This window comes from Saccharothrix tamanrassetensis (assembly GCF_014203665.1).
Taxonomy (GTDB): Bacteria; Actinomycetota; Actinomycetes; order Mycobacteriales; family Pseudonocardiaceae; genus Actinosynnema; species Actinosynnema tamanrassetense.
The window spans coordinates 1,024,464-1,045,780 of record NZ_JACHJN010000001.1; the positions used below are offsets into that span (position 1 = coordinate 1,024,464).

The 21,317-nt window shown below is 71.0% G+C and carries 20 protein-coding genes; 8 read left to right on the top strand and 12 right to left on the bottom strand.

Translation table 11 applies throughout. The features are described 5' to 3' along the window. The first annotated feature begins 56 nt into the window (after positions 1-56). A complete protein-coding gene (locus FHS29_RS04125; RefSeq protein ID WP_312864738.1) occupies positions 57-1,361 on the top strand; it encodes a flavin-containing monooxygenase in 1,305 nt (434 codons plus the stop codon). A 29-nt stretch (positions 1,362-1,390) separates the two neighbouring features. On the opposite strand, the gene FHS29_RS04130 is transcribed toward FHS29_RS04125, so the two are convergent. The 5 genes from FHS29_RS04130 to FHS29_RS04150 form a co-directional block, all read right to left on the bottom strand. Next, positions 1,391-1,984 (bottom strand): GTP-binding protein, encoded by a 594-nt coding sequence (locus FHS29_RS04130; RefSeq protein WP_184688310.1) that lies wholly within the window; start codon positions 1,982-1,984, stop codon positions 1,391-1,393. Then, a complete protein-coding gene (locus FHS29_RS04135; protein WP_184688312.1) occupies positions 1,965-2,336 on the bottom strand; it encodes a DUF742 domain-containing protein in 372 nt (123 codons plus the stop codon). Before FHS29_RS04135 ends, FHS29_RS04130 begins: the two co-directional genes overlap by 20 nt. After that, entirely contained in the window at positions 2,336-2,770 is a 435-nt protein-coding gene (locus tag FHS29_RS04140; RefSeq protein WP_184688314.1) for a roadblock/LC7 domain-containing protein, read from the bottom strand. The genes FHS29_RS04135 and FHS29_RS04140 overlap by 1 nt, the downstream gene beginning before the upstream one ends. A 42-nt stretch (positions 2,771-2,812) precedes the next feature. After that, positions 2,813-5,233: a sensor histidine kinase gene (locus FHS29_RS04145; RefSeq protein WP_184688316.1), complete on the bottom strand. Its 2,421-nt coding sequence runs from the start codon at positions 5,231-5,233 to the stop codon at positions 2,813-2,815. 219 nt (positions 5,234-5,452) lie between these two features. After that, positions 5,453-6,373 (bottom strand): SMP-30/gluconolactonase/LRE family protein, encoded by a 921-nt coding sequence (locus tag FHS29_RS04150; RefSeq protein WP_184688317.1) that lies wholly within the window; start codon positions 6,371-6,373, stop codon positions 5,453-5,455. 211 nt (positions 6,374-6,584) lie between these two features. Here FHS29_RS04150 and FHS29_RS04155 point away from each other — a divergent pair, with 211 nt between their 5' ends. Further along, positions 6,585-7,994, top strand: coding sequence for a DUF1996 domain-containing protein (locus tag FHS29_RS04155; protein WP_184688319.1), 1,410 nt, complete (start codon positions 6,585-6,587; stop codon positions 7,992-7,994). Positions 7,995-8,007: 13 nt separating this feature from the next. Here the strand turns inward: FHS29_RS04155 and FHS29_RS04160 are convergent, their stop codons facing one another. Beyond that, positions 8,008-8,388, bottom strand: coding sequence for a hypothetical protein (locus FHS29_RS04160; protein WP_184688321.1), 381 nt, complete (start codon positions 8,386-8,388; stop codon positions 8,008-8,010). Between the two features lie 10 nt (positions 8,389-8,398). Next, positions 8,399-9,886 (bottom strand): PucR family transcriptional regulator, encoded by a 1,488-nt coding sequence (locus FHS29_RS04165; RefSeq protein ID WP_184688323.1) that lies wholly within the window; start codon positions 9,884-9,886, stop codon positions 8,399-8,401. 154 nt (positions 9,887-10,040) lie between these two features. Here FHS29_RS04165 and uraH point away from each other — a divergent pair, with 154 nt between their 5' ends. From uraH to FHS29_RS04195, 6 genes are all read left to right on the top strand, one after another. Then, a complete protein-coding gene (gene uraH, locus FHS29_RS04170; protein WP_184688325.1) occupies positions 10,041-10,343 on the top strand; it encodes a hydroxyisourate hydrolase in 303 nt (100 codons plus the stop codon). Beyond that, entirely contained in the window at positions 10,343-11,215 is an 873-nt protein-coding gene (locus tag FHS29_RS04175) for an FAD binding domain-containing protein (protein ID WP_184688327.1), read from the top strand. The genes uraH and FHS29_RS04175 overlap by 1 nt, the downstream gene beginning before the upstream one ends. Before the next feature lie 3 nt (positions 11,216-11,218). Next, positions 11,219-11,686 carry a (2Fe-2S)-binding protein gene (locus FHS29_RS04180; protein WP_184688329.1) on the top strand — a complete coding sequence of 156 codons (468 nt, stop codon included), beginning with the start codon at positions 11,219-11,221 and terminating at the stop codon, positions 11,684-11,686. Continuing rightward, complete coding sequence (locus FHS29_RS04185) at positions 11,683-13,038, top strand: 8-oxoguanine deaminase (RefSeq protein ID WP_184688331.1); 1,356 nt, start codon at positions 11,683-11,685, stop codon at positions 13,036-13,038. The genes FHS29_RS04180 and FHS29_RS04185 overlap by 4 nt, the downstream gene beginning before the upstream one ends. Continuing rightward, the gene (locus FHS29_RS04190; RefSeq protein ID WP_184688333.1) at positions 13,035-15,254 is read left to right on the top strand and encodes a molybdopterin cofactor-binding domain-containing protein; all 2,220 of its coding nucleotides are present in this window, start codon (positions 13,035-13,037) and stop codon (positions 15,252-15,254) included. The genes FHS29_RS04185 and FHS29_RS04190 overlap by 4 nt, the downstream gene beginning before the upstream one ends. Before the next feature lie 125 nt (positions 15,255-15,379). After that, positions 15,380-15,862, top strand: coding sequence for a nucleoside deaminase (locus tag FHS29_RS04195; protein WP_184688336.1), 483 nt, complete (start codon positions 15,380-15,382; stop codon positions 15,860-15,862). A gap of 139 nt (positions 15,863-16,001) precedes the next feature. Here FHS29_RS04195 and FHS29_RS04200 read toward each other — a convergent pair whose 3' ends face one another. From FHS29_RS04200 to FHS29_RS04220, 5 genes are all read right to left on the bottom strand, one after another. After that, a complete protein-coding gene (locus FHS29_RS04200; protein ID WP_312864739.1) occupies positions 16,002-16,619 on the bottom strand; it encodes a response regulator in 618 nt (205 codons plus the stop codon). Then, complete coding sequence (locus FHS29_RS37590) at positions 16,616-17,815, bottom strand: sensor histidine kinase (protein WP_312864740.1); 1,200 nt, start codon at positions 17,813-17,815, stop codon at positions 16,616-16,618. Before FHS29_RS37590 ends, FHS29_RS04200 begins: the two co-directional genes overlap by 4 nt. A 9-nt stretch (positions 17,816-17,824) precedes the next feature. Continuing rightward, complete coding sequence (locus tag FHS29_RS04210) at positions 17,825-18,559, bottom strand: ABC transporter permease (protein WP_184688338.1); 735 nt, start codon at positions 18,557-18,559, stop codon at positions 17,825-17,827. Continuing rightward, positions 18,556-19,464, bottom strand: a complete 909-nt coding sequence (locus FHS29_RS04215; RefSeq protein WP_184688340.1) for an ABC transporter ATP-binding protein — start codon at positions 19,462-19,464, stop codon at positions 18,556-18,558. Before FHS29_RS04215 ends, FHS29_RS04210 begins: the two co-directional genes overlap by 4 nt. A gap of 252 nt (positions 19,465-19,716) precedes the next feature. Next, the gene (locus FHS29_RS04220) at positions 19,717-21,216 is read right to left on the bottom strand and encodes an LVIVD repeat-containing protein (RefSeq protein WP_184688342.1); all 1,500 of its coding nucleotides are present in this window, start codon (positions 21,214-21,216) and stop codon (positions 19,717-19,719) included. Between the last annotated feature and the right edge of the window lie 101 nt (positions 21,217-21,317).

Genomic DNA, 21,317 nt, shown 5'->3' on the forward strand with positions numbered 1-21,317 from the left:
TGGCTGAATTTCCGGCTAGTCAATACGCCGAACGTCCCATTCATGATCACACGTGCGTGATCGGCGCCGGCGTGTCCGGGCTGGCGGTCGCCGGAACGCTCCGTTCCCGGGACTTGCCGGTGACCGTACTGGAGCGGTCCGGAGGGCTCGGCGGGCTGTGGCGATATCCGGAACCCGCTGGACCCGGACCTGCCTACCGGTCACTGCACCTGAACACGTCGGCGAAGATCACCGGGTACGGCGACTTCCCGATGCCGGCCGACTTCCCGCGCTACCCCCGACATGACCAGATGGCGTCCTACCTGCAACGTTACGCTGATCACAAGGGCGTGACGGATCTGGTGGAGCTGAACTGCGAGGTGGTGTCGCTGTCCCGTGCCGCAGACCACACGTGGCTCGTGACGACCCGTGACCGCACCGGCGCCCAGCACCACCGGCGGTTCGGGCACGTGGTCGTCGCGACCGGCCACCACTGGTCGCCGCGACTGCCGTCATTCCCGGGGGATGAGACGTTCCCCGGTCGCAGGCTGCACTCGTTCGACTACTCCGATCCGGTCGGGCACACCGGCAGACGGGTGGTCGTGGTGGGTTTCGGCAACTCCGCTGCGGATATTTCCGTCGAATTGTCCAGGGTCGCCGCGAGAACGGTATTGGTTCAGCGGCGGGGTGTGCACGTGGTGCCGAAGACCATGCTCGGAATTCCCATCGACGAAATCGCCTCGGCCCCCTGGTGGGCCCGCCTGACGTTTCCCGAACAACGCCGCCTGATCGAGACGCTGCTGCGCCTGATGCGCGGCCGGCTGGCCGACTACGGGTTGGCCGAACCGGACCACCGCATCTTCGGCGGCGCCCTCACCATATCCGACGAGCTGCTCAGCCGGATAAACCACGGAGCGCTCGTCGTCAAGCCTGCGATCGAGCGTATCGAGAACTCCGTGGTGCATTTCACGGACGGCACCGGTGAGGCGGCGGACGACCTGGTGTACTGCACCGGCTACCGCATCGAATTCCCGTTCCTGCCATTCGAATGGGTGTTCGAACCGGCCGGCCGGGTGGCGCTGTACCAGCGAGTGGTATCACTGGCCCAGCCGGACCTCTACTTCGCCGGCCTGATCCGGCCGTTCGGCGCGATCACCCGCCTGGTGCAGGCGCAGGCGGAGTGGATCGCCGACCTGGTGGAGGGCGTCGCCGAACTGCCCCCGCCGTCGGTGATGAGGCGCGAGGTCGACGCGCACCTCAAAGCCGCCGACGCGCGCTACGGCCCGTCGGCGGCGGACTCGGTGCAGGTGGACTTCGGCACCTACCTGGCGGCGCTGCGCAGGCAGCGTCGCCCGTCGGTGCTCACCACCCGCCGCGGGTGATCACGCAGGCGATCACACCGGGGTGCGGCTCAGGCCATCGCGTCCAGGCGGTCCATGGTGTGCTGGATCAGGCTCACCAGGACCGTCTTGGACGACTCGCGGTCCCGTGCGTCGCACAGCACGAGCGGGATCGCCTCGTCCACGTCCAGCGCTCGGCGCACCTCGGCCACCTCGTAGGCGTGCGCGCCCTCGAAGCAGTTCACCGCGATGATGAACGGGATCCCGCGCCGCTCGAAGAAGTCGATGGACGGGAAGCTGGAGTCCAGCCTGCGGGTGTCGACCAGGATCACCGCGCCGATGGCGCCGTAGGCCAGTTCGTCCCACATGAACCAGAACCGGTTCTGGCCGGGGGTGCCGAACAGGTACAGCACCACCTCCGGGTTGATCGTGATGCGCCCGAAGTCCAAGGCGACCGTGGTGGTCTCCTTCTGCTCCAGGCCCAGCACGTCGTCCACGCCGACGCCCGCCTCGGTGAGCAGTTCCTCGGTGTGCAGCGGCGGGATCTCGCTGACCGAGTTGACCATGGTCGTCTTGCCGGTGCCGAAGCCGCCGGCGACGACGATCTTGACTGGGGTGGGGACCAGCAGTTCCCCGCCCGGTCGCTCAGATTCCACGGACACCATCCAGCACTGCCTGCAACAGGTTCCGGTCCGGCACTTGCGGGACTCGGGAGGGGTCTCGGATCACGACGTCACCGCGCTGGATGAGGTCGCTCAGCAGCACCTTGACGACCACCAGGGGCACGTCCAGGTACGCGGCGACCTCCGCCACCGACAGCGGTCGCCGGCACAGCTCCATGATCTCCAGGTGCTCCACCGACAGCGCGGCCGGGTCGGCCGGCGAGGGCATCGCCCGCACCTGGGTCACCAGGTGCAGCTCCGGGCGCAGCGGACGGGTCCGGCCGCGCACCATCGCGTAGGGGCGGACCAGCGGGCCCGCCGCCTCGTCGTACCACCAGTCCTCGCGGCCGGCCATCACGACGACCTGCGGGCCGCGGGCAACGCGGACGAGGTGCCGCGGGGCGCGGACGACAGGTACGTCCCCACCCGCTTCACCAACATGTTCATCTCGTAGGCGATCATCCCCATGTCGGAGTCCTCTTCGCCCAGGACGGCCAGGCACGCGCCGTGTCCCGCCGCGGTGACGAAGAGGTAGGCGTGCTCCATCTCGACGATGGTCTGCCGCACCGCGCCACCGCCGAAGTGCCGCCCGGTGCCGCGGGCCAGGCTCTGGAACGCCGAGGCCATCGCCGACAGGTGGTCGGAGTCGTCCTTGGACAGTCCGGGTGACCGACCGAGCAGCAGACCGTCCGCGGACAGCACCACCGCGTGCCGGGCACCCACCACACGGCCGACCAGGTCCTCCAACAACCAGTTCAGTTCGTTGTGCTGGCTGGTCATGTCGTTCATCGCCGTTGCCTTTCCGGTTTCCAGTCGTCCGGCCACTGCTGGTCAGGGTTCGAGGGCGTCGTCGGAGCGGCGGGCGTCACGGGTGCCCCGCTGGAACGCCGACAGGTCCTGGCGGACCCGTTCGGCGGACTGCTCCGCGTCGACCTCGGCGAGCGGTTCGGGCGAAGGGTGGAAATCGTTGCGCACCAACTGCGGCGCGAGGTTCTGCTGCCTGCGGCGGCGGGGCAGCTCGGGGCGGTCCGCGGGTTCGGCGGCCGGCTCGTCGGCAGGCCACTCGGCGGTCCGCTTGCGCTGTGGCAACTGGAGGTCGCCGCTGTGCTGCGGCAGGTCCAGCTCGTCGTTCAGTCGTTCGTCGGGTCGGTTGTCCGCTGGAACGGGATGCTGGTTGGCCGCAGCCTCGGCCTGGGCCCAGAACCCCTCCAGCTCTCGGGAGGTGTCGGGAAACCTGGCGTCTCGCACTGAGTCGTCGCCCTGCTCCGGGATCACGTGGTCGTCTGGGAAGGTGCGGCGCGGCAGCTGGCGGGTCTCCGCCGGCTCCACGACGCTGGTAGGACCCGCCACGACGGCGGACGGGATGAGCACCAGGGCGAGCGTGCCGCCGTAGGGCGACTCGCGCAGCTCGACGTGGATGCCGCGCCGGGCCGCCAGCCGGGCCACCACGAACAGGCCGAGGCGGGACTCCCCGCGCAGCCGCATCGCGTCGAACTCGGGCGGGTCGGCCAGCATCGCGTTGTGCTGCTCGCGGTCCTCGGGGTTGATGCCCAGGCCGTGGTCCTCGATCTCCACCACGACGCCCTGCGGCACCTCGCTGGCGTGCACCTGCACCTGGGAGCGCGGCGAGGAGAACGCGGTCGCGTTGTCCACCAGCTCGGCCACCAGGTGGATGGTGTCCGCGACGGCCGCGCCCACCAGCGCGGTCTCCGGCACGGGGTTCACCTTGACCCGGACGTACTGCTCGGTCTCGGCGACCGCGGCGCGCAGCACGTCGAGCAGCCGCACCGGCTTGCGCCACTGCCGCCCGGGCTGCTCGCCGGCGAGGATGATGAGGTTCTCCGCGTTGCGGCGGGCGCGGGTGGCCAGGTGGTCGAGCTGGAACAGCGCGTCGAGCTGGTCCGGGTTCTCCTCCTCCCGCTCCAGCTTGTCCAGGATCTTGAGCTGGCGGTGCACCAGGCCCTGGTTGCGGTGCGCGATGTCCAGGAAGACCCGGTTCACGCCCTCGCGCGCCTGGCTCTCCTTCACCGCCGCGGCGACGGCGGTGTACTGGGCGGCGTTGAACGCGTCGGCCACCTGGCCGATCTCGTCGCTGCCGTAGTCCAGCGGCGGCACCTCGACCTCGACGTCCACGTGCTTGCCCTCGCGCAGCCGGTCGACGATGTCGGGCAGCCGCTCGTGGGCCAGCGCGAGCGAGTCCTTCTTCAGCGCCGTCAGGCGGGTGATCAGCGCGCGGTTGACCAGCCGGTTGGAGATGCGGACCGCGAACACGATGCCGGCGAGCACCACGACCAGCGCGATGAGCGCGCCGATCAGGACGGTGACGAACCGGCTGTTGCCGCGCTCCAGGCCGGAGTCGGCCGCGCTGGACGCCTGGTTGGTGGCCAGGGTCACCAGCCGCTCGGACACCGGGCGGGAGGCGGCCTGCCACTCGTCCAGCGCCACGTCGGCGGTGGACGTGGTGATCAGCTCGTTCTCCAGCTCGGTGAGCCTGCGCCAGTCGTCCGACTCGGTCAGCGCCTGGTACTCCCGGCGCACGTGGTCCTGGGCGAACGGCGTAGTCGTGGTGAGCTGCGAGTGGTAGGAGCCCACCAGGTTGACGAACTCCAGCCGGTCCTTCGCGCTGGGCTGGCCGGAGGTCAGCGCGCCGGAGGCGACCGAGGAGGCGCGCGACATCCAGTCGGCGGCGCGGAACAGGTCGGTCGCGTTGAGCCCGCCCTGGGAGGCCACCACGTCGGGGACGACGCGGGCCTGGGTGCCGAACAGCGCGGTGCCCGCGTCGACCACACTGTTGTAGTACTTGTAGATCTCGTCCTTGTCGACCTTGCCGGTCTCGACGCCCGCGCGGCGCTGCGGCAGCTCCCCGAGGAGCGCGTTCAGCGCGGTGATCTTGGCGTTGACCTCGTCCGGGGAGTTGCCGGAGACCGCCTCGAACGCCCGCCTCATCGCACCGGTCGTGTCGTCCACGACGCGCTGCTGCGCGTGCAGGTCGTCGAGGTCGGGGTTCTTCTGGCTGAGCGCGGTCATGGCGAGCTGGCGTTCGCGCTGGATCGCGACGAAGGCGTTCACGGCCGGGATGGAGGCTTCCTTGACGCTGACCGCGACGGCGCGGGTGTAGAAGCCGTCGAAGACGGTGTAGGAGGAGAACGCCAACCACATCACCAGCAGCACCACGCTCGGCACCACCACCACACCGGTGAGCCTGGAGCGGATGGTCTTCTGGTTCGTCTCCACCTTGTTCTTCTGCTTCACAGTGCTCCGCAGCCTCGTGAACTAGTCAGCCTGGTCAGAACGCAGCACTAGGAGCGCTGCCTCCTCTTCACCCGATCGGCCACGGAACGGTAACATCAGAAGATCATCATTACGAAGAGACAGCGATCACTCGCGCGACGCGACGCTGAGGTTACCCAGTCGAGTGACACCCGGAACAGGGGGCCGATGTGAACTTTGCACCCATCGGCCCCCTTGGTTTCACCTGTTGGGCACAGCGACGACGTTGTACGTAGTCGTCGGGGTCGGCGGTGTGGTGAACCGGGCGTTGGGCAGGTACAGCCGGTTGCCGAACGCGGCCACCGTCGTGGGCACGTCGAACCGCGGGTCGGTGATCTTGGCCACCAGCTTTCCGCTGGTACCGGCCCTGTCAAGGGTGAACACCGCGACCGTGTTCAGCGCGTTCCGCACGACGTAGAGGGTGCGCCCGCGGACCAACAGGCCGTCACCGGCGGTGAGCACCTCGCCGCCGAGGTCGACGACCTTGGTGACGCCGTCCACGACGCGGTGCAACTGACCGGTGTTGCTCTGCACGACGAGCAGCGCTTTTCCGTCCGGCGTCTCCGCGATGCCGTTCGCGTTGAACCCCGGATTGAGGACGAAATCACCGGTCAGCGGCACCGCGGTGTAGGTGTCGGGCAACCGGCCGTGCGGCCCGAACGCGATCTTGTACAGCAGCGCCTTGCTGGAGTCGGTGAAGTACGCGGCGTCGTCGGTGACCACGACGTCGTTGACGAAGGCACCCGGGCCGGCGAATTTGTAGGACTTGAGGATTGCTCCATTTCGGGCATCGACCACCCGCGCGTCCCCGCCATTCCCACCGGCGACGAACAGCCGCCCGCGCCGGTCGACCTTCAGCCCGACCGACGGCGTGCCGGGCCCCTGGCTGAACACCTCACCTTTGCCGGTGCGCAGGTCGAGGCGGAGCAGGTCGCCGTCGGCCAACGAGCCCAGGTACGCGACCGGCGCGCTGCCGATGGCGATGCCCTCGGGGCGGAAGCCGTTCGGCAGCGGCAGCTCGGTGGGTAACGGGTCGTGCGCGCTCGCGGCCGAGGCGGGCGCCGCGGCGACGAGCGAGAGCCCGACCACCACGGCGGCCAGCACTCCTGACATGCGGGACATGACACTCCTCAGGGTCGTCCGTTGCACGGGTCTTCGCAGCGGCCACCCACCGGCCTAGTGCCTCCCGGCCCGAGTTAGGGGGCGATCTGGGTAACGAGACGGTAACGGTGAGGTCGCGGACCGGGTGCGGTACGTATGCCACGTTGTCCACCGCCCACCGGTGGTCGGGGTTCGAAGCTGATGCGCGTACCTACGACGAGGTGACACATCCATGACGCGAAACCAGGGGCGGCACCGCTTCTCGCGGCGCACGAAGCTCACGGCCGGGGTTGCCGGACTGGTGCTGACGACCGGCCTGGCGGTCGCCATCTCCACCACCGGCGACCAGGGCACCGCCCAGGCGGACGGGGCCGACAAGTCCCTGTTCGTCGACATCACCAAGCAGGGACGCAACGTCAAGGCGCCCAGGCCGGAGGACGACGCGACGACCGGGACGTTCACCGTGGACTGCGGCCGCAACGAGAACGGCCACTTCAACCCGGACAACTTCATCGCGCAGCCCGGCGTCCGCAACGGCGCCCAGCACCTGCACGACTACGTGGGCAACGTGTCCACCGACGCCGACTCGACCGACGAGAGCCTGCTGGAGGCCGACACCACCTGCAAGAACGGCGACAAGTCCACGTACTTCTGGCCGGTCGTCCGGATCGACCGGGAGAACGAGGGCGGGGAGCCGGGACAGCCCGCCGACGCCGAGGTCGAGTGCCCGGACGTGAAGCGCAAGCTCCGCGACGTGCCACGCCAGGCCAGGGCCGAGGTCGACCGCGAGCTGAAGGCCCTCAAGGACCAGGTCGCCGAGGCCAACGCCAAGTTGCAGAACGTCAACGTGGACGACCCGGACGCGGTGAACAACACCGTGCTGAAGCCGCTGCGCGACAAGCGTTCCGCGACGATCGGACGGATCGTGGAGGCGATCGACCGGGTGGGCCGGCGGCCGCGCGGGCTCCAGCGGCTCGCCCCGTGCACGGTCAAGGACGGCGACACCGAGGACGTGAAGGTCGCCGAGGCGCAGAAGGAAGCCGAGGCCGACGCGCCGGAGAAGGGTGACGGCAAGAGCCGGAGCGACGAGAACGAACTGCCCGGCAACGAGGGCGAGATCCAGCGCCCCGAGGTCGTGGACATCACCTTCCGCGGCAGCCCCACCGGCGAGGTCACGCCGATGCCCCGGTTCCTGCGCGTGCTCTACGGCGACGCGAAGGTGTCCACCAACGGCCCCAGGAACGCCCGCGACTCGTGGACCTGCACCGGTTTCGAGGACAAGGTGCTGATCAACAAGTACCCGATCTGCCCGCAGGGCAGCAAGGTCAAGCGCATCCACGACTTCGCGAGCTGCTGGGACGGCACCAACACCGACAGCGCCAACCACCGCGACCACATCGTCTACGCCGACCGGAACGGCAAGTGCCCCAGGGGCTTCAAGGCCGTGCCGCAGCTGCGCATCAGCCTGACCTACGACATCCCCCGGGACGTGCAGCAGAACGGCCAGTACGCGGTCGACGCGTTCCCCGAGGAGAAGCACAACCCGTTCTCCGACCACGACGACTTCGCCAACGTGATGCCCGACGAGATCATGCAGCGGGTCGTGAACTGCATCAACACCGGCAAGAGGTGCCGGGAGTAGGCGTGCCGGTGGATCAGGGGATCACCAGACCGGCGGCCCGCAACGACTCCTCGACGCGCAGCCGCTCGATCTCCCGGTCCACCCCTTCGGGCAGTTCGCCGAGCCGGTGCGCCACCCCGACCGCCGCACAGGCCTGTGCCAACAGGACGTCGTACGCCTGCCGTACCCCTGCGCGGCGGGCGTACGGCGTGCCCGGTCGGACGCACTCCAGGATCCGGTGCACCCGCCGCAGGTCCGCCGCCAACTGCTCGATCGGAAGTCCTTGCGGCGAAGCGGTTTCCCGTCGCAGACCGCGTATCAGGCGGGGCAGGCGGAGCGCAGCCCAGCACAGCGCGGACGGCGCGAGCGCGGCGGCCGCGAACAAGGCGAAGTTGGCCCACGGCGTGGGAGCCATGCGACCAGTATCAACCCGCCTGCAAGGCCAGGTACAGGTCCACCCGCGAAGCGAAGTCGGACAGGTCCGCGCCCAGCAGCTCCTCCACCCGCCCGACCCGGTACCGCAGCGTGTTCACGTGGACGTGCAGGCGGGCGGCCGCGGTGGTCCACGAGCCCGAGCAGTCCAGGAACACCCGCAGCGTGCCGACCAGGTCCGACCCGTGCTCGGCGTCGTAGTCCAGCACCGGCCCCAGCACCCGCCGCCGCAACGACCCGCGCAGCTCCTCCGGCACCCCGGCCAGCAGCAACTGGTGCAACGCGATCTCCTCGCCCGCCACCACGCACGTCCGGCCGGCCCGCCGCTCCCCCAGCCGGCGCGCGTGCGACGCCTCCTCGGCCGCCCCGCGCAGCCCGGCGGCCACCACGGGCGACGAGATGCCGACCAGCACCCGGGTGGCCCCCAGACCGGGCTCGACGGTCCGCAACGCGGTCCGCACGGCCTCCGCCCACCCGGCACCGGACGGGGCGACCGCGTACACCTCCGCACCCACCGCGCCGACCAGGGCGTGCGGCGCGATCGGGGCCAGGACTTCCTCCAGCAGCGCCGCCACCGGCTCGACGCGGCCGTCCGACGCCGACGCCACCAGCACCCGCAGCGGCACGTCGGAGTGCCAGCCGACGGCGGCGATCCGGGCCGCCAGGTCGCCCGAGCCGGCCAGCACCTCCCGCAGCAGCGGCCCCGCCGCGCGGTTCCCGATCCGCCGCCCCTGCACCACCCGGGACCGCTCCACGCCGACGAGGCTGGCCAGCTCGGCCGCCACCTCGTCGTGCGCCAGGTCGCCCGCGACCGCCAGGACCCAGGTCGCCAGGCGTGACCCGCCGCGTTCGGACACCGGCAGCAGGGTCGTCCCCCGGACCACCCGCGGCAGGCGGTCGGCCCGCAGGAACTCGCGCGCGAAGAACGCCGCGTCGGGCAGTTCGGGGCCGGCCACGACGTGCCCGGTGGTCGACAGCACCCAGCACGCGGCGGCCAGCTCCGCCTCCCCGGCGGTGACCAGCTCGTCCAGCCCGCCGCCGTCCGCGACCACGGTCAGCAGGCGCCGGTACCGGCCCAACCGGGCGCCCGCGTCGCCGACCCGTTCGGCGGCCAGCTCCTGCACCACCCGCTCGGTGATGACCGCGAAGGAGAGGTCTTCCGGGACCTCCAGCAGCGGGATGGCGTGCCGGCGGCACGCGTCGACCAGCGCTTCCGGCAACTCGCGTGCGTCCGGTGCGCGGGCGGCGGCCAACGCGGCCACACCGCCCTGTGCCAGCGCGCCGACGAACGTCTCGCAGTCGGCCGCCGAACGGTGCCAGAGCAGGCCGGACAGCACCAGCTCGCCACCCGAGAGGTACCGCGCCGGGTTCGGCAGCTCGGTGCCGTAGAGCCTGGTCACGGGTCGGTCGAGGCACTCGTCGCCGACGACGGAGCGCAGCCGCAGTTCCGGCATCCGCAGCAACGTGCGTACCAGCAACACACGCCTCCTCCCCGATGTCCGGACAGTTCAGCTTCGTCCGATCGGGTTTGTAGGAAAGCACAAATCCGCTCGCTGTAGGAGCCTGTGATTCATGCGCCGCCACCGTAGCCGGGCGGCCTACCCGTTCTGTGTACTGGATCACACACCGAGGGGGATGCCAGTGACGATCAGCACGCACGTGCTCGACGCGCAGCGCGGCCGGCCCGCCGCCGGGATGGCGGTGCGGCTGGAGCGCGACGGCGAGCCGGTCGCCGAGGGGCACACCGGGGACGACGGCCGGATCACCGGCTGGCCGTCCGACACCGCCGGGGTCTACCGGCTGGTGTTCGACACCGGGGCGGTGGCGCCGTTCTTCCCGGAGGTGGTGCTCACCTTCCGGGTCACCGAGCCGGGCGAGCACCACCACGTGCCCCTGCTGTTGTCCCCGTTCGCGTATTCGACCTACCGAGGCAGCTGATGGACTTCCTGCGACCCGACACCTTCGCCGAGGCGCTCGCGCTCAAGGCCGGGCAGCCCGAGGCGGTGCCCATCGCCGGCGGCACGGACGTGATGGTGGAGCTGAACTTCGACCACCGCAGGCCCGCCGCGCTGCTGGACCTGACCCGGATCGCGGAGCTGCGCGAGTGGTCGGTCGCGGACGGGGTGGTGCGCATCGGCGCGGGGGTGCCGTACGTGCGGGTCATCGAGGAGCTCGGTGACCGGCTGCCCGGTCTGGCGATGGCGTCCCGCACAGTCGGCTCGCCGCAGATCCGCAACCGGGGCACGGTCGGCGGCAACCTCGGCGCGGCCTCCCCCGCCGGCGACACGCACCCCGTGCTGCTGGCCGGCGACGCCGCGGTGGAGGTGGCGTCGACCCGCGGCACCCGGCTGATCCCCGCCACCGAGTTCTACCTCGGCGTCAAGCGCAACGCGTTGCGGCCGGACGAGCTCATCGCCGCCGTGCACGTGCCGGAGACCCGCGCGCCGCAGCAGTTCTCGAAGGTCGGCACGCGCAACGCGATGGTGATCGCGGTGTGCTCGTTCGCCGTCGCGCTGCACCCCGGGGAGAGGCGGGTCGGCGCGGCCGTGGGCAGTGCGGCCCCGACGCCCCGCCGGGCGACCGATGCCGAGGAGTTCCTGACCGGCGAGCTGGTCGCCACGAACCAGTGGGAGTCGCCGAAACCGTTGAAGGACGCGGTGAAGCGGAGGTTCGGCGAACTCGTCGCGAAGGCCGCGAGCCCCATCGACGACGTGCGCGGCTCGGCCGCGTACCGCAAGCACGCCCTGTCCGTGCTGGCCTGCCGCACGCTGGGCTGGGCGTGGCAGGACTACACCGGGAAGGTCGCCTGAGCCATGCGCGTGAACGTGACGGTCAACGGGGAGCAGCGCCAGGCGGACGAGGTCTGGGAGGGTGAGAGCCTGCTGTTCCTGCTGCGCGAGCGGCTGGGCCTGCCCGGCTCCAAGAACGCCTGCGAGCAGGGCGAGTGCGGCTCGTGCACGGTCTACCTCGACGACGTGCCGGTGTGCTCCTGCCTGGTCGCGGCCGGCCAGGCGCAGGGCCGCGAGGTGCGGACGGTGGAAGGCCTCGCGCAGGGCGACCGGCTCGACCCGGTGCAGGAGGCGTTCGTCGAGGCGGGGGCGGTGCAGTGCGGGTTCTGCACGCCCGGACTGGTGGTCGCGGCGCACGACCTGATCCGCCGGGTGCCCGACCCCGGCGACCCGGAGATCCGCGAAGCGCTCGCCGGGAACCTGTGCCGCTGCACCGGCTACGAGAAGATCATGGACGCCGTGCGGCTCGCCGCGCGCCGGGCGCGGTCATGACCCCCACCGTCCTCGACGGTGTCGCCGTGTCCACGATGGACGACTCGGGCACCGAGTTCGCCTCCGGCCACGTGGTCTTCGAGAACGGCCGGATCACGGCCGTGGGCCCCGGCCAGGCCGCCAAGCCGAACGGGCCGCACACGTGGGTCGACGGCAGCGGCTGCCTGGTCACCCCCGGCCTGGTCAACACCCACCACCACCTCTACCAGTGGGCGACGCGGGGCATCGCCCAGGACGCGACCCTGTTCGAGTGGCTGACCACGCTGTACCCGGTGTGGCGCGGGCTGGACGCGGAGGTCACGCACGCGGCGGCGTCGGCTGGCCTGGCCCGGCTCGCGACCACCGGCTGCACCACCGCCGCCGACCACCACTACGTGTTCCCGCGGACCGGCGGCGACCAGTTCGACGCGCTGGTGGGCGCGGGCCGGCGGATCGGCCTGCGCCTGCACGCGATCCGCGGCTCGATGGACCGCGGTCGGTCCGACGGCGGTCTGCCGCCGGACAACCTGGTCGAAGACACCGATTCCGCTCTGGCGGCGACGGAGAAGGCGATCGACGACTACCACGACCCGTCGTTCGAGGCGCTGGTCAGGGTGGCGGTCGGGCCGTGCTCGCCGTTCTCGGTCAGTCCCGGGCTGATGACCGGCGCGGCGGAACTGGCCCGCGCCAAGGGGGTCCGGCTGCACACCCACCTCGCCGAGACTCCGGACGAGGAGGACCGGTGCCAGGCCGAGTTCGGCTGCACACCGACGCAGTACGCGGAACGCACCGGCTGGCTGGGTGAGGACGTGTGGCTCGCGCACACCGTGCACCTGTCCCAGGACGCGGTGAAGCGGCTCGGCGCGACCGGCACCGGTTCCGCGCACTGCCCCACCTCGAACGGTCGCCTCGGCACGGGTATCGCGCCGGTGCGCGACCTGCTGGACGCGGGCGCGCCGGTCGGATTGGGCGTGGACGGCGCGGCGTCCAACGAGTCGTGCGGCATGGTGGAAGAGCTGCACCAGGCGTTGCTCCAGGCACGCCAACGCGGCGGCCCCGACGCGCTGGACGCCCGACAGGCGTTGTGGCTGGGCACCAGGGGAGGCGCCCGGTGCCTGGGCCGGGAAGCGGAGATCGGCTCCGTCGAGCCCGGCAAGCTGGCCGACCTGGCCGTGTGGCGGCTGGACGGCCTGGACCACGCGGGCATCGACGACCCGGTGGCCGCGCTCGTGCTCGGTCCGCCGCCGAAGCTGAAACTGCTGCTGGTCGGTGGCCGGACGGTGGTCGACGACGGCGAGCTGCGGACCGCGTCGGAGTCCGAGCTGGCCCGTGACCTGCGTGCCGCGAGCACCCGGCTGAAGGAGACCCGATGAGCCTGACCCCCGCCGAACTGACCTCCTCGGTGTCCGGTGGCATCGGCTCCAGCCCGCAGCGGCCGGACGGCCACCTCAAGGTGCGCGGCGAGTTCGCCTACGCCTCGGACCTGTGGCACGAGGACATGATCTGGGGCGCGACCCTGCGCAGCCCGCACCCGTACGCGCGCATCGTCTCCGTCGACCTGACCGAGGCGTTGAAGGTGCCCGGTGTGTACGCGGTGCTGACCCACCAGGACGTGCCGGGGCGCAACCTGTACGGCCTGGAGCACAAGGACCAGCCGGTGCTCGCCGTGGACGTCGTGCGCTACCAAGGGGAACCCGTCGCGCTGGTCGGCGCCGACCACCCGGAGACCGCGCTGCGTGCCATGAAGCGGATCGAGGTCGAGTACGAGGTGCTGACGCCGGTCGTGGACATGGAGACCGCGACCGAGGACACCCCGCTGCACCCCGGCGGGAACCTGGTCCGGCACGTGCCCGTGCGGCGTGGCGACCAGAACGCGTCCGCCGAGGTGGTGGTCACCGGCCGGTACGAGGTCGGGATGCAGGACCAGGCGTTCCTGGGCCCGGAGTCGGGACTGGCGGTGCCCGCCGAGGACGGCGGCATCGACCTCTACATCGCGACCCAGTGGCTGCACGTGGACCAGGCGCAGGTGGCGTCGGCGCTGGGGTTGCCGCTGGACAAGGTGCGGCTGACGCTCTCGGGCGTGGGCGGGGCGTTCGGCGGGCGCGAGGACCTGTCGATGCAGGTGCACGCGTGCCTGCTGGCGCTGCACACCGGCAAGCCCACCAAGATGGTCTACAACCGCGAGGAGTCGTTCTACGGGCACGTGCACCGGCACCCGGCGGTGCTGCACTACGAGCACGGCGCGGACCGCACCGGGAAGCTGGTGTACGTCAAGGCGAAGATCTACCTGGACGGCGGCGCGTACGCGTCCAGCACCTCGGCGGTCGTGGCGAACGCGGCGACGCTCGGCGTCGGCCCGTACGAGGTCGACAACGTGACGGTGGACTGCTGGGGCGTGTACACCAACAACCCACCGTGTGGCGCCATGCGCGGCTTCGGTGCGGTGCAGGCGGCCTTCGCCTACGAGTCCCAGATGGACAAGCTGGCCGAGGCGCTGGCCATGGACCCGGTGGACGTGCGCATCGTGAACGCGATGTCCGAGGGCTCGGTGATGCCGACCGGTCAGGTGGTCGACTCGGCCGCACCGGTCGCACAACTGCTGAAGCTGGTCAAGGACAAGCCCTTGCCGCCGGTCTCCACGACCGTCGACCTGCGGGACATGCCCGGCGGCGTCTCGAACACGACGCACGGCGAAGGCGTGGTGCGAGGTGTCGGCTATGCCGTGGGAATCAAGAACGTCTGCTTCTCCGAGGGCTACGACGACTACTCCACCGCGCGGGTGCGGCTCCAGGTCATCAACGGCGAACCGGCCGCGCTGGCGCACACCGCCGCGTGCGAGGTCGGCCAGGGCCTGGTGACGATCATGCAGCAGATCGTGCGCACCGAACTGGGCGTGCAGCGGGTCACGATCCTGCCCATGGACACCAGCATCGGCAACGGCGGCTCCACCTCGGCGTCCCGGCAGACGTACGTGACCGGTGGCGCGATGAAGGCCGCCTGCGCCGCCGTGAAGGAGAAGCTCGCCAGGCTGGCGGCCGGGCGGAACACCACCGACCTCGTCGAGCTGCTGGGCGGTGAGGTCATCGACGAGACCGTGGAGTGGCGGCACCGGGCCACCGAACCGCTCGACCCGGTGACCGGGCAGGGCAACGCGCACGTCCAGTACGGTTTCGCCGCGCACCGCGCGGTGGTGGACGTGGACGTGGAGCTGGGCCTGGTGAAGGTGGTGGAGTTGGACTGCGCGCAGGACGTCGGCAAGGCGCTCAACCCGCAGGCGGTGCAGGGGCAGATCCAGGGCGGCACGGCGCAGGGCCTCGGCCTCGCGGTGATGGAGGAGATCCAGACCGCCGACGGCAAGGTCCGCAACCCGTCGTTCACCGACTACCTGATCCCGACCGTGCTGGACATGCCGCCGATGCGCATCGACGTGCTGGAACTGGCCGACCCGAACGCGCCCTACGGCGTGCGCGGCGTCGGCGAACCGCCCACCATCTCGTCCACCCCGGCCATCGTCGCCGCCATCCGCGCCGCCACCGGTCTCGCGCTGCCCCGCGTCCCGGTGCGCCCCGAGCACATCACGGGGACCTGAGCCGTGGTGGGTCGAGCCGCCTCCGGCGTGGTGCCGGCGGTACCGCCGCACGAAGACGCGGCCTCGCCGAGGCCCGGAACCGCCGCCGCGACCAAGTCGGGGCCGATCGGACACAGGAGCCCCCGATGACCACCTCCGTCTCCCCGGACCACGCCTGGCTGCGCGAGTCGATCGGGTTGGCCACCCGCAACGTCGCCGAGGGCGGCGGGCCGTTCGGGGCGGTGGTCGTCCGGGACGGCCTGGTGATCGCCACCGGGACCAACCAGGTCACACCCACGCTGGACCCGACCGCGCACGCCGAGGTGGTGGCGATCCGGGCGGCGTGCCAGGCGGTCGGCGACTTCAGGCTGAACGGCTGCGTGCTGGTGTCGTCCTGCGAACCGTGCCCGCTGTGCCTGTCCGCCGCCCTGTGGGCGCGGGTGGACCGCGTCGTCTACGCCGCCGACCGGCACGACGCCGCCCGAGCCGGGTTCGACGACCGCGAGTTCTACGAGCTGTTCGGCAAGCCCCGCGAGCAGTGGAGCCTGCCGGTGCACCAGGTCTCCACCGGCGAGGACGACGCCCCGTTCGAGGCGTGGCTGGCCCGGGCCGACCGCGTCGACTACTGACGCCCCGAATCGACTACCGACCCCCGAACGGCCACGAGGCGCCGCTGCCGAGGCTTGACGACCCACGAACGGGGCAGGCGCAGGGCTCCGCGTCGCACGTGATGATCGAGCTGTGCGTCAGTGGCGGTCCGGCGGGCGGCTAGGCGCCCAGCAGGCCCCGTTCGTAAGCCACCGCCACGGCCGCGGCGCGGTCCTTCACGCCGAGCTTCGCGTACACGTGCACGAGGTGCGTCTTCACCGTCGCCTCGCTGATGAACAGCCGGGCCGCCGCCTCGCGGTTCGTGCAGCCGCGCGCGATCAGGCCGAGCACCTCGATCTCCCGTTCGCTCAACGGCTCCGCCGCCGGCGTCCGCACCTGTCCGACCAGCCTGGTGGCCACCGAAGGCGACAGCACCGCTTCACCCCGTGCCGCCGAACGCACCGCGCGGAACAACTCGTCGCGCGGCGTGTCCTTGAGCAGGTAGCCGGTCGCACCGGCCTTGATCGCGGGCAGCACGTCGCTGTCCGTGTCGTACGTGGTGAGCACCAGCACCCGCGCCGGGAAGTCGCGCAGCCGTTCGATCGCGGTCACCCCGTCCACCCCCGGCATCCGCAGGTCCATCAGCACCACGTCCGGGCTCTTCGCCCGCACCACGGCCTCGGCTTCCGCGCCGTCCGCCGCCTCGCCCACCACGTCCACGTCGCCGGCCGCCGCGAGCATCCCCCGCAGCCCGTCCCGCACCACCGGGTGGTCGTCCACGATCACCACCCTGATCACCGGGCCACCTCCGCCGGGATCGCGGGCACCGACGCCGACACCGCCGTGCCGCCGCCGGGCTCCGATTCGACCGCCAGCGAGCCGGCCAGCCGGGACACCCGCTGCCGCATCCCGACCAGGCCGTAGCCGTTCGTCTCCCGGCACGTGTCGAAGCCCGCGCCGTCGTCGCGCACGTCCAGCGTCACCACGTCCTCCATGTAGGACAAGGTAAGCCCCACCCGCGACGCGGACGCGTGTTTGGCCACATTGGACAGAGCTTCTTGAGCGGTGCGCAGCAGGGCCACCTCCACCTCCGGGTGCAACGGCCGGGCCGGGCCCGTGGTGGACACGGTGGCCGGGACGCCGGTGTGGTCGTTCCAGCCCGCCGCCACTTCTGCCAGCGCGTCCGGCAGGTTGGCGTCGTCCAGCGCGGGCGGGCGCAGCGCGTGCACGGACCGCCGGGCTTCGGCCAGGTTCTCCCGCGCCAGCCGCAGCGCGGTGTCGATGTGCCGGGACGGCTCGTCCACGGCCTGGAGCTGGGTGATGATGCCGGTGAACCCCTGGGCGAGGGTGTCGTGGATCTCCCCCGCCAGCCGCTGCCGCTCGTCCTGCACGCCCGCCTCACGGGCCTGGATCAGCAGTTGGGCGTGCAGCCCGGCGTTCTCCTCCATCATGGACGCCAGCTGCGCCACCATCTCCTTGCGCCGCCGGGACTGCTCGGCGGTGATGTGCCCGAGGAACGTGAAGGTGATCGCTATCGTCGTGATGAACACGACGATCACCAGGTACACGGCGATCGCCACGGGTTCGGCCGGTGGCAGGCCGCCGTGCAGCGATGTGGCGGCGAGCACCGCGTTCACCACGACACCGGCGAGCTTCCACCGACCCGGCAGCACCTCTATCGCGTACACGTACCCGGCGAAGGAGAAGAACCCGAAGATCGGGTCGCTGAGCCCCAGCACGCCGTAGAAGACCAGGACGCCCGCGAAGAACACGGTCATCAGGCCGCTGCGGGACCGCCACCGCGGGTGCAGCGTGTGCCACCACAGCATCCACAGCCCGGCCGCGGTGGCGATCCCCAGGGTGACCGCGCGCTCCGCCGGGCCGTCTGGCGTGACCAGCACGTACATCACCATCGGCAGCACGAGGGCGAAGTACGGGACGATGTGCCCCGCGGAGTCGAGCCGCCGTTCCCACACGTCCAGCCTGTCAGCCACCTCGCGCACCTACTCCCAGCGGAACGACCTGGCCGCGACGGTACCCGCCACCACCGAGGTCACCGCCAGGACGGCCAGGTGCACCGGGCTCGGCGCGGTGCCCAGCCAGGCGTCCTGCAACGCGCCCACGCCGGGCGGCAGGTGCTCGCCGATGCGGACCAAGAGGTCCGGCATCAGGAAGCGCGGCAGGTAGGCGCCGCCGAAGAACATGACCAGCATGAACACCACCGTGGCCCAGCCGCCGGCGGACCGGGCGGTCGGCGCCCAGGCCGCGACCAGGAGACCCAGCGCGGACAGCGACAGCATGCCGAGCAGGCACGCGGCGAAGAACCCGAACGGGTTGTGCGGCAGGTCGATGCCGAAGACCAGCGTGCACACCACCATCAGCAGCCCGATCGACAGCACCCCCGCGATGAGGTTCACCACGACCTGCGCCACCAACAACCGCCCGGGGTGGACCGGTGTGGTGGACAACCGCCGCAGCACGCCCTTCTCGCGGTAGGTCGCGACGGTCGCGGGCAACTTGTTCAGCCCGAGGAACGCCAGCGCGATGACGACCAGCGTCGACACGTACGCGTCGATGAACCGGAGGCCGCCGAACGCCGGGTCCGGCGTGCGGAGCGCCGGGATCGCACCCAGCACCAGCAGCAGCACGGTCGGGAAGAAGATCGCGAACACGACCATGCTCGGCTCGCGCAGGAACAGCTTCCACTCGGTCATGACGATCTTGTTCAAGGTGCTCACTCCGAAAGCGCTCTGCCGGTGAGGCGGATGAAGGCGTCGTCCAGCCCGGCCTGCTCGATGCGCAGGTCGGCGGCGACGATCTGGTTGCGGGCCAACAAAGACGTGACCGCGTGCAGCAGGTTCCCCCGGCCCGTCACGACGACCTGCGGCCCGTGCCGCTCGACCGCGTCGACCTCGGGCAGCCCCGCCAGCAACGCCGTGTCCAACGGCGAGGTGGGCCGGAACCGCACGGTCTGCTCGCCGTCCACCCGGGCCACCAGCCCGGCCGGGCTGTCCACCGCGACCAGCCTGCCCGCGTCGATCACGGCGAGCCGGTCGCAGAGCCGTTCTGCCTCTTCCATGAAGTGCGTGACCAGGACCACGGTGACGCCGGAGTCGCGCACCTGCTCGACCAGCGTCCAGGTGTCCCGACGGGCCTGCGGGTCGAGCCCGGTCGTCAGCTCGTCCAGCACGGCGACCTTCGGCTTGCCCACCAACGCCAACGCGATGGACACCCGCTGCTTCTGCCCGCCGGACAGCTTCCGGTACTCGGTCCCGACCTCGTCGGCGAGCCCCAGCCGCTCCAGCAGTTCCCGCCAGTCCGCGGCGTCCCGGTAGAACGAGGCGTAGAGCTCCAACGCCTCCCCGACCCGGATCCGCTCGGGGAGCTCGCTCTGCTGCAACTGCACACCCAGCCGGGTGCGCAACTCCGCCCGGTCCCGCCGGGGGTCGAGCCCGTCCACCCGGATCGACCCGGAGTCCGCCGCGCGCAGCCCCTCGATGCACTCGACGGTCGTGGTCTTGCCGGCGCCGTTGGGCCCGAGGATCCCGAAGATCTCCCCCTCGTCGACGGAGAACGACACCCCGTCCACCGCGACCTTCCGGTCGTAGGTCTTGACGAGGTCGACCACCTCGATGATTGCCATGCCCCCAGCTTCGCGACCCCGCCACGCCACCGGATCGCTCACCGGGCCAGACCACGGGTCAACCGATCGGTTGACCCGGCCCGCGCCGACCGGTGTCCGGAGCACCCCGACCGGCCACGTGGCGACGGCGGTCCCACCCGTTCAGGCTCTCGTCGGGTGGCGAGGCGATCGCCGGACCCCGGTGGTGGGCCCGCGAAAGGGGGCCTGTCCGGTCACCGGACAGGCCCCCTTCGGGAGTGTGCTGCCGAGGGACTACCTGGGGAACAGCTCCCGGTAGTGGCCCTGGGTCTGCACGTTCAGCTCATCCACCCGGATGAACTTCGCGGTGAGCACGCGCGGATCCCGGATGTCCAGGACGTCGAGGCCCTTCGCCATGTCCGACGAGTAGATGTAGCCGTTGTAGTAGTACGTCGACCACGCGCCGCCGCCCTTGCCGTCCGGCAGCGGGCCGCGCTCGAACCAGCCGATCTCCTTGGGGTTGCGGGAGTCGGTGAAGTCCCAGATCGAGATGCCGCCCTGGTACCACGCCTGCACCATGATGTCGCGCCCCTGGACGGGGATCAGCGAACCGTTGTGCGCCACGCAGTTCTCGGTGTCGGTCTGGGTCCGGGAGATCTTGTAGTAGGAGCGGAACTCCAGCTCGCGGCCGTCGCCACGACCGGTGATGTCGTAGATGCCGTCCGCGCCGCGGTTCTTGCCGATGGTCTCGTTGCAGGTCGCCGCGCCGCCGCCGCCGAGCTCGTCGGTGAAGACGACCTTGGTGCCCGCGTTGTTGAACGTGGCGGAGTGCCAGAACGCGAAGTTCACGTCGTCCTGCACCCGGCTGATCTCGCGGGGCTTCTCCCGGTTGGAGATGTCCCACAGCACGCCGTCACCCATGCACGCGCCCGCGGCGAGGTCCTTGGACGGGTACACGGTGATGTCGTGGCAGCCGGAGGTCGCCGTCACGTAGCCGGTCGGCACGGAGCCGGGCCGGCCGACGTTGCCGCCGTCCGGGAACAGCACGGCCTCGGTCAGCAGCGACGCCGCCGCCGGGTTCTTCAGCGGCACCTTCACGATGGAGATCAGGTCGTGCGGGGGCTGGCAGTCGGGGAACGTCGCGTTCGGGCTGTACGAGGAGACGTACAGGTAGACGTCGCGGCCCTTCTTGTCGGGCACCAGCGTGTGGGTGTGGGAACCGCACTTGGTCTCGACGGCGGCGACGTAGCGCGGGTTGCGCTTGTCGCTGATGTCGAAGATCTTGACGCCTTCCCACGCGCTCTTGTTCGTGGCCGGCAGCGGGGTGCTGGCGCACGAGTTGTCGCTGCGCGAGGAGTCGGTGGAGAGGAACAGCAGGTTCCCCCGCACGGAGATGTCGTTCTGCGAGCCGGGGCAGAGCACCGTGCTCACGATCTTCGGCTTGTGCGGGTTGCGGATGTCGTAGATGACGAACCCGTCGTAGTTGCCGTCGAACGCGTAGCCGTCCTGGAACGCCAGGTCGGTCCACGTGGAGGTCTCGGTGAACGGGGCCGGCTTCGGCAGGTTGGCCAGGTGCTTGACGTTGCGGCTGTTGCGGATCTCGTCGACGCCCGGAATGCCCGTGCCCGGCTGTTCCTGAGCCGCCAGTTGGGCCTCCGACAGCCCGGCGAGGTCGGCGTCGACAGTGGGCTCCGCACCCGCCTGCGGACCCCACGTGAGAGTAGAGAGCGCGAGTGCGAACGCCCCCAAGGCCGCGGCGGATCTGCGCCGGCGGGCCGAATCGCGTGCTTTCACCTCAGGTCTCCCCTTCCGAACCTGTAGCAGGAACCGCAGTATTGCCCGTTCGCAACGCTAACCACCAGGCCCATTCGTCGGTAAGGTTTCGCTTTCCGCCC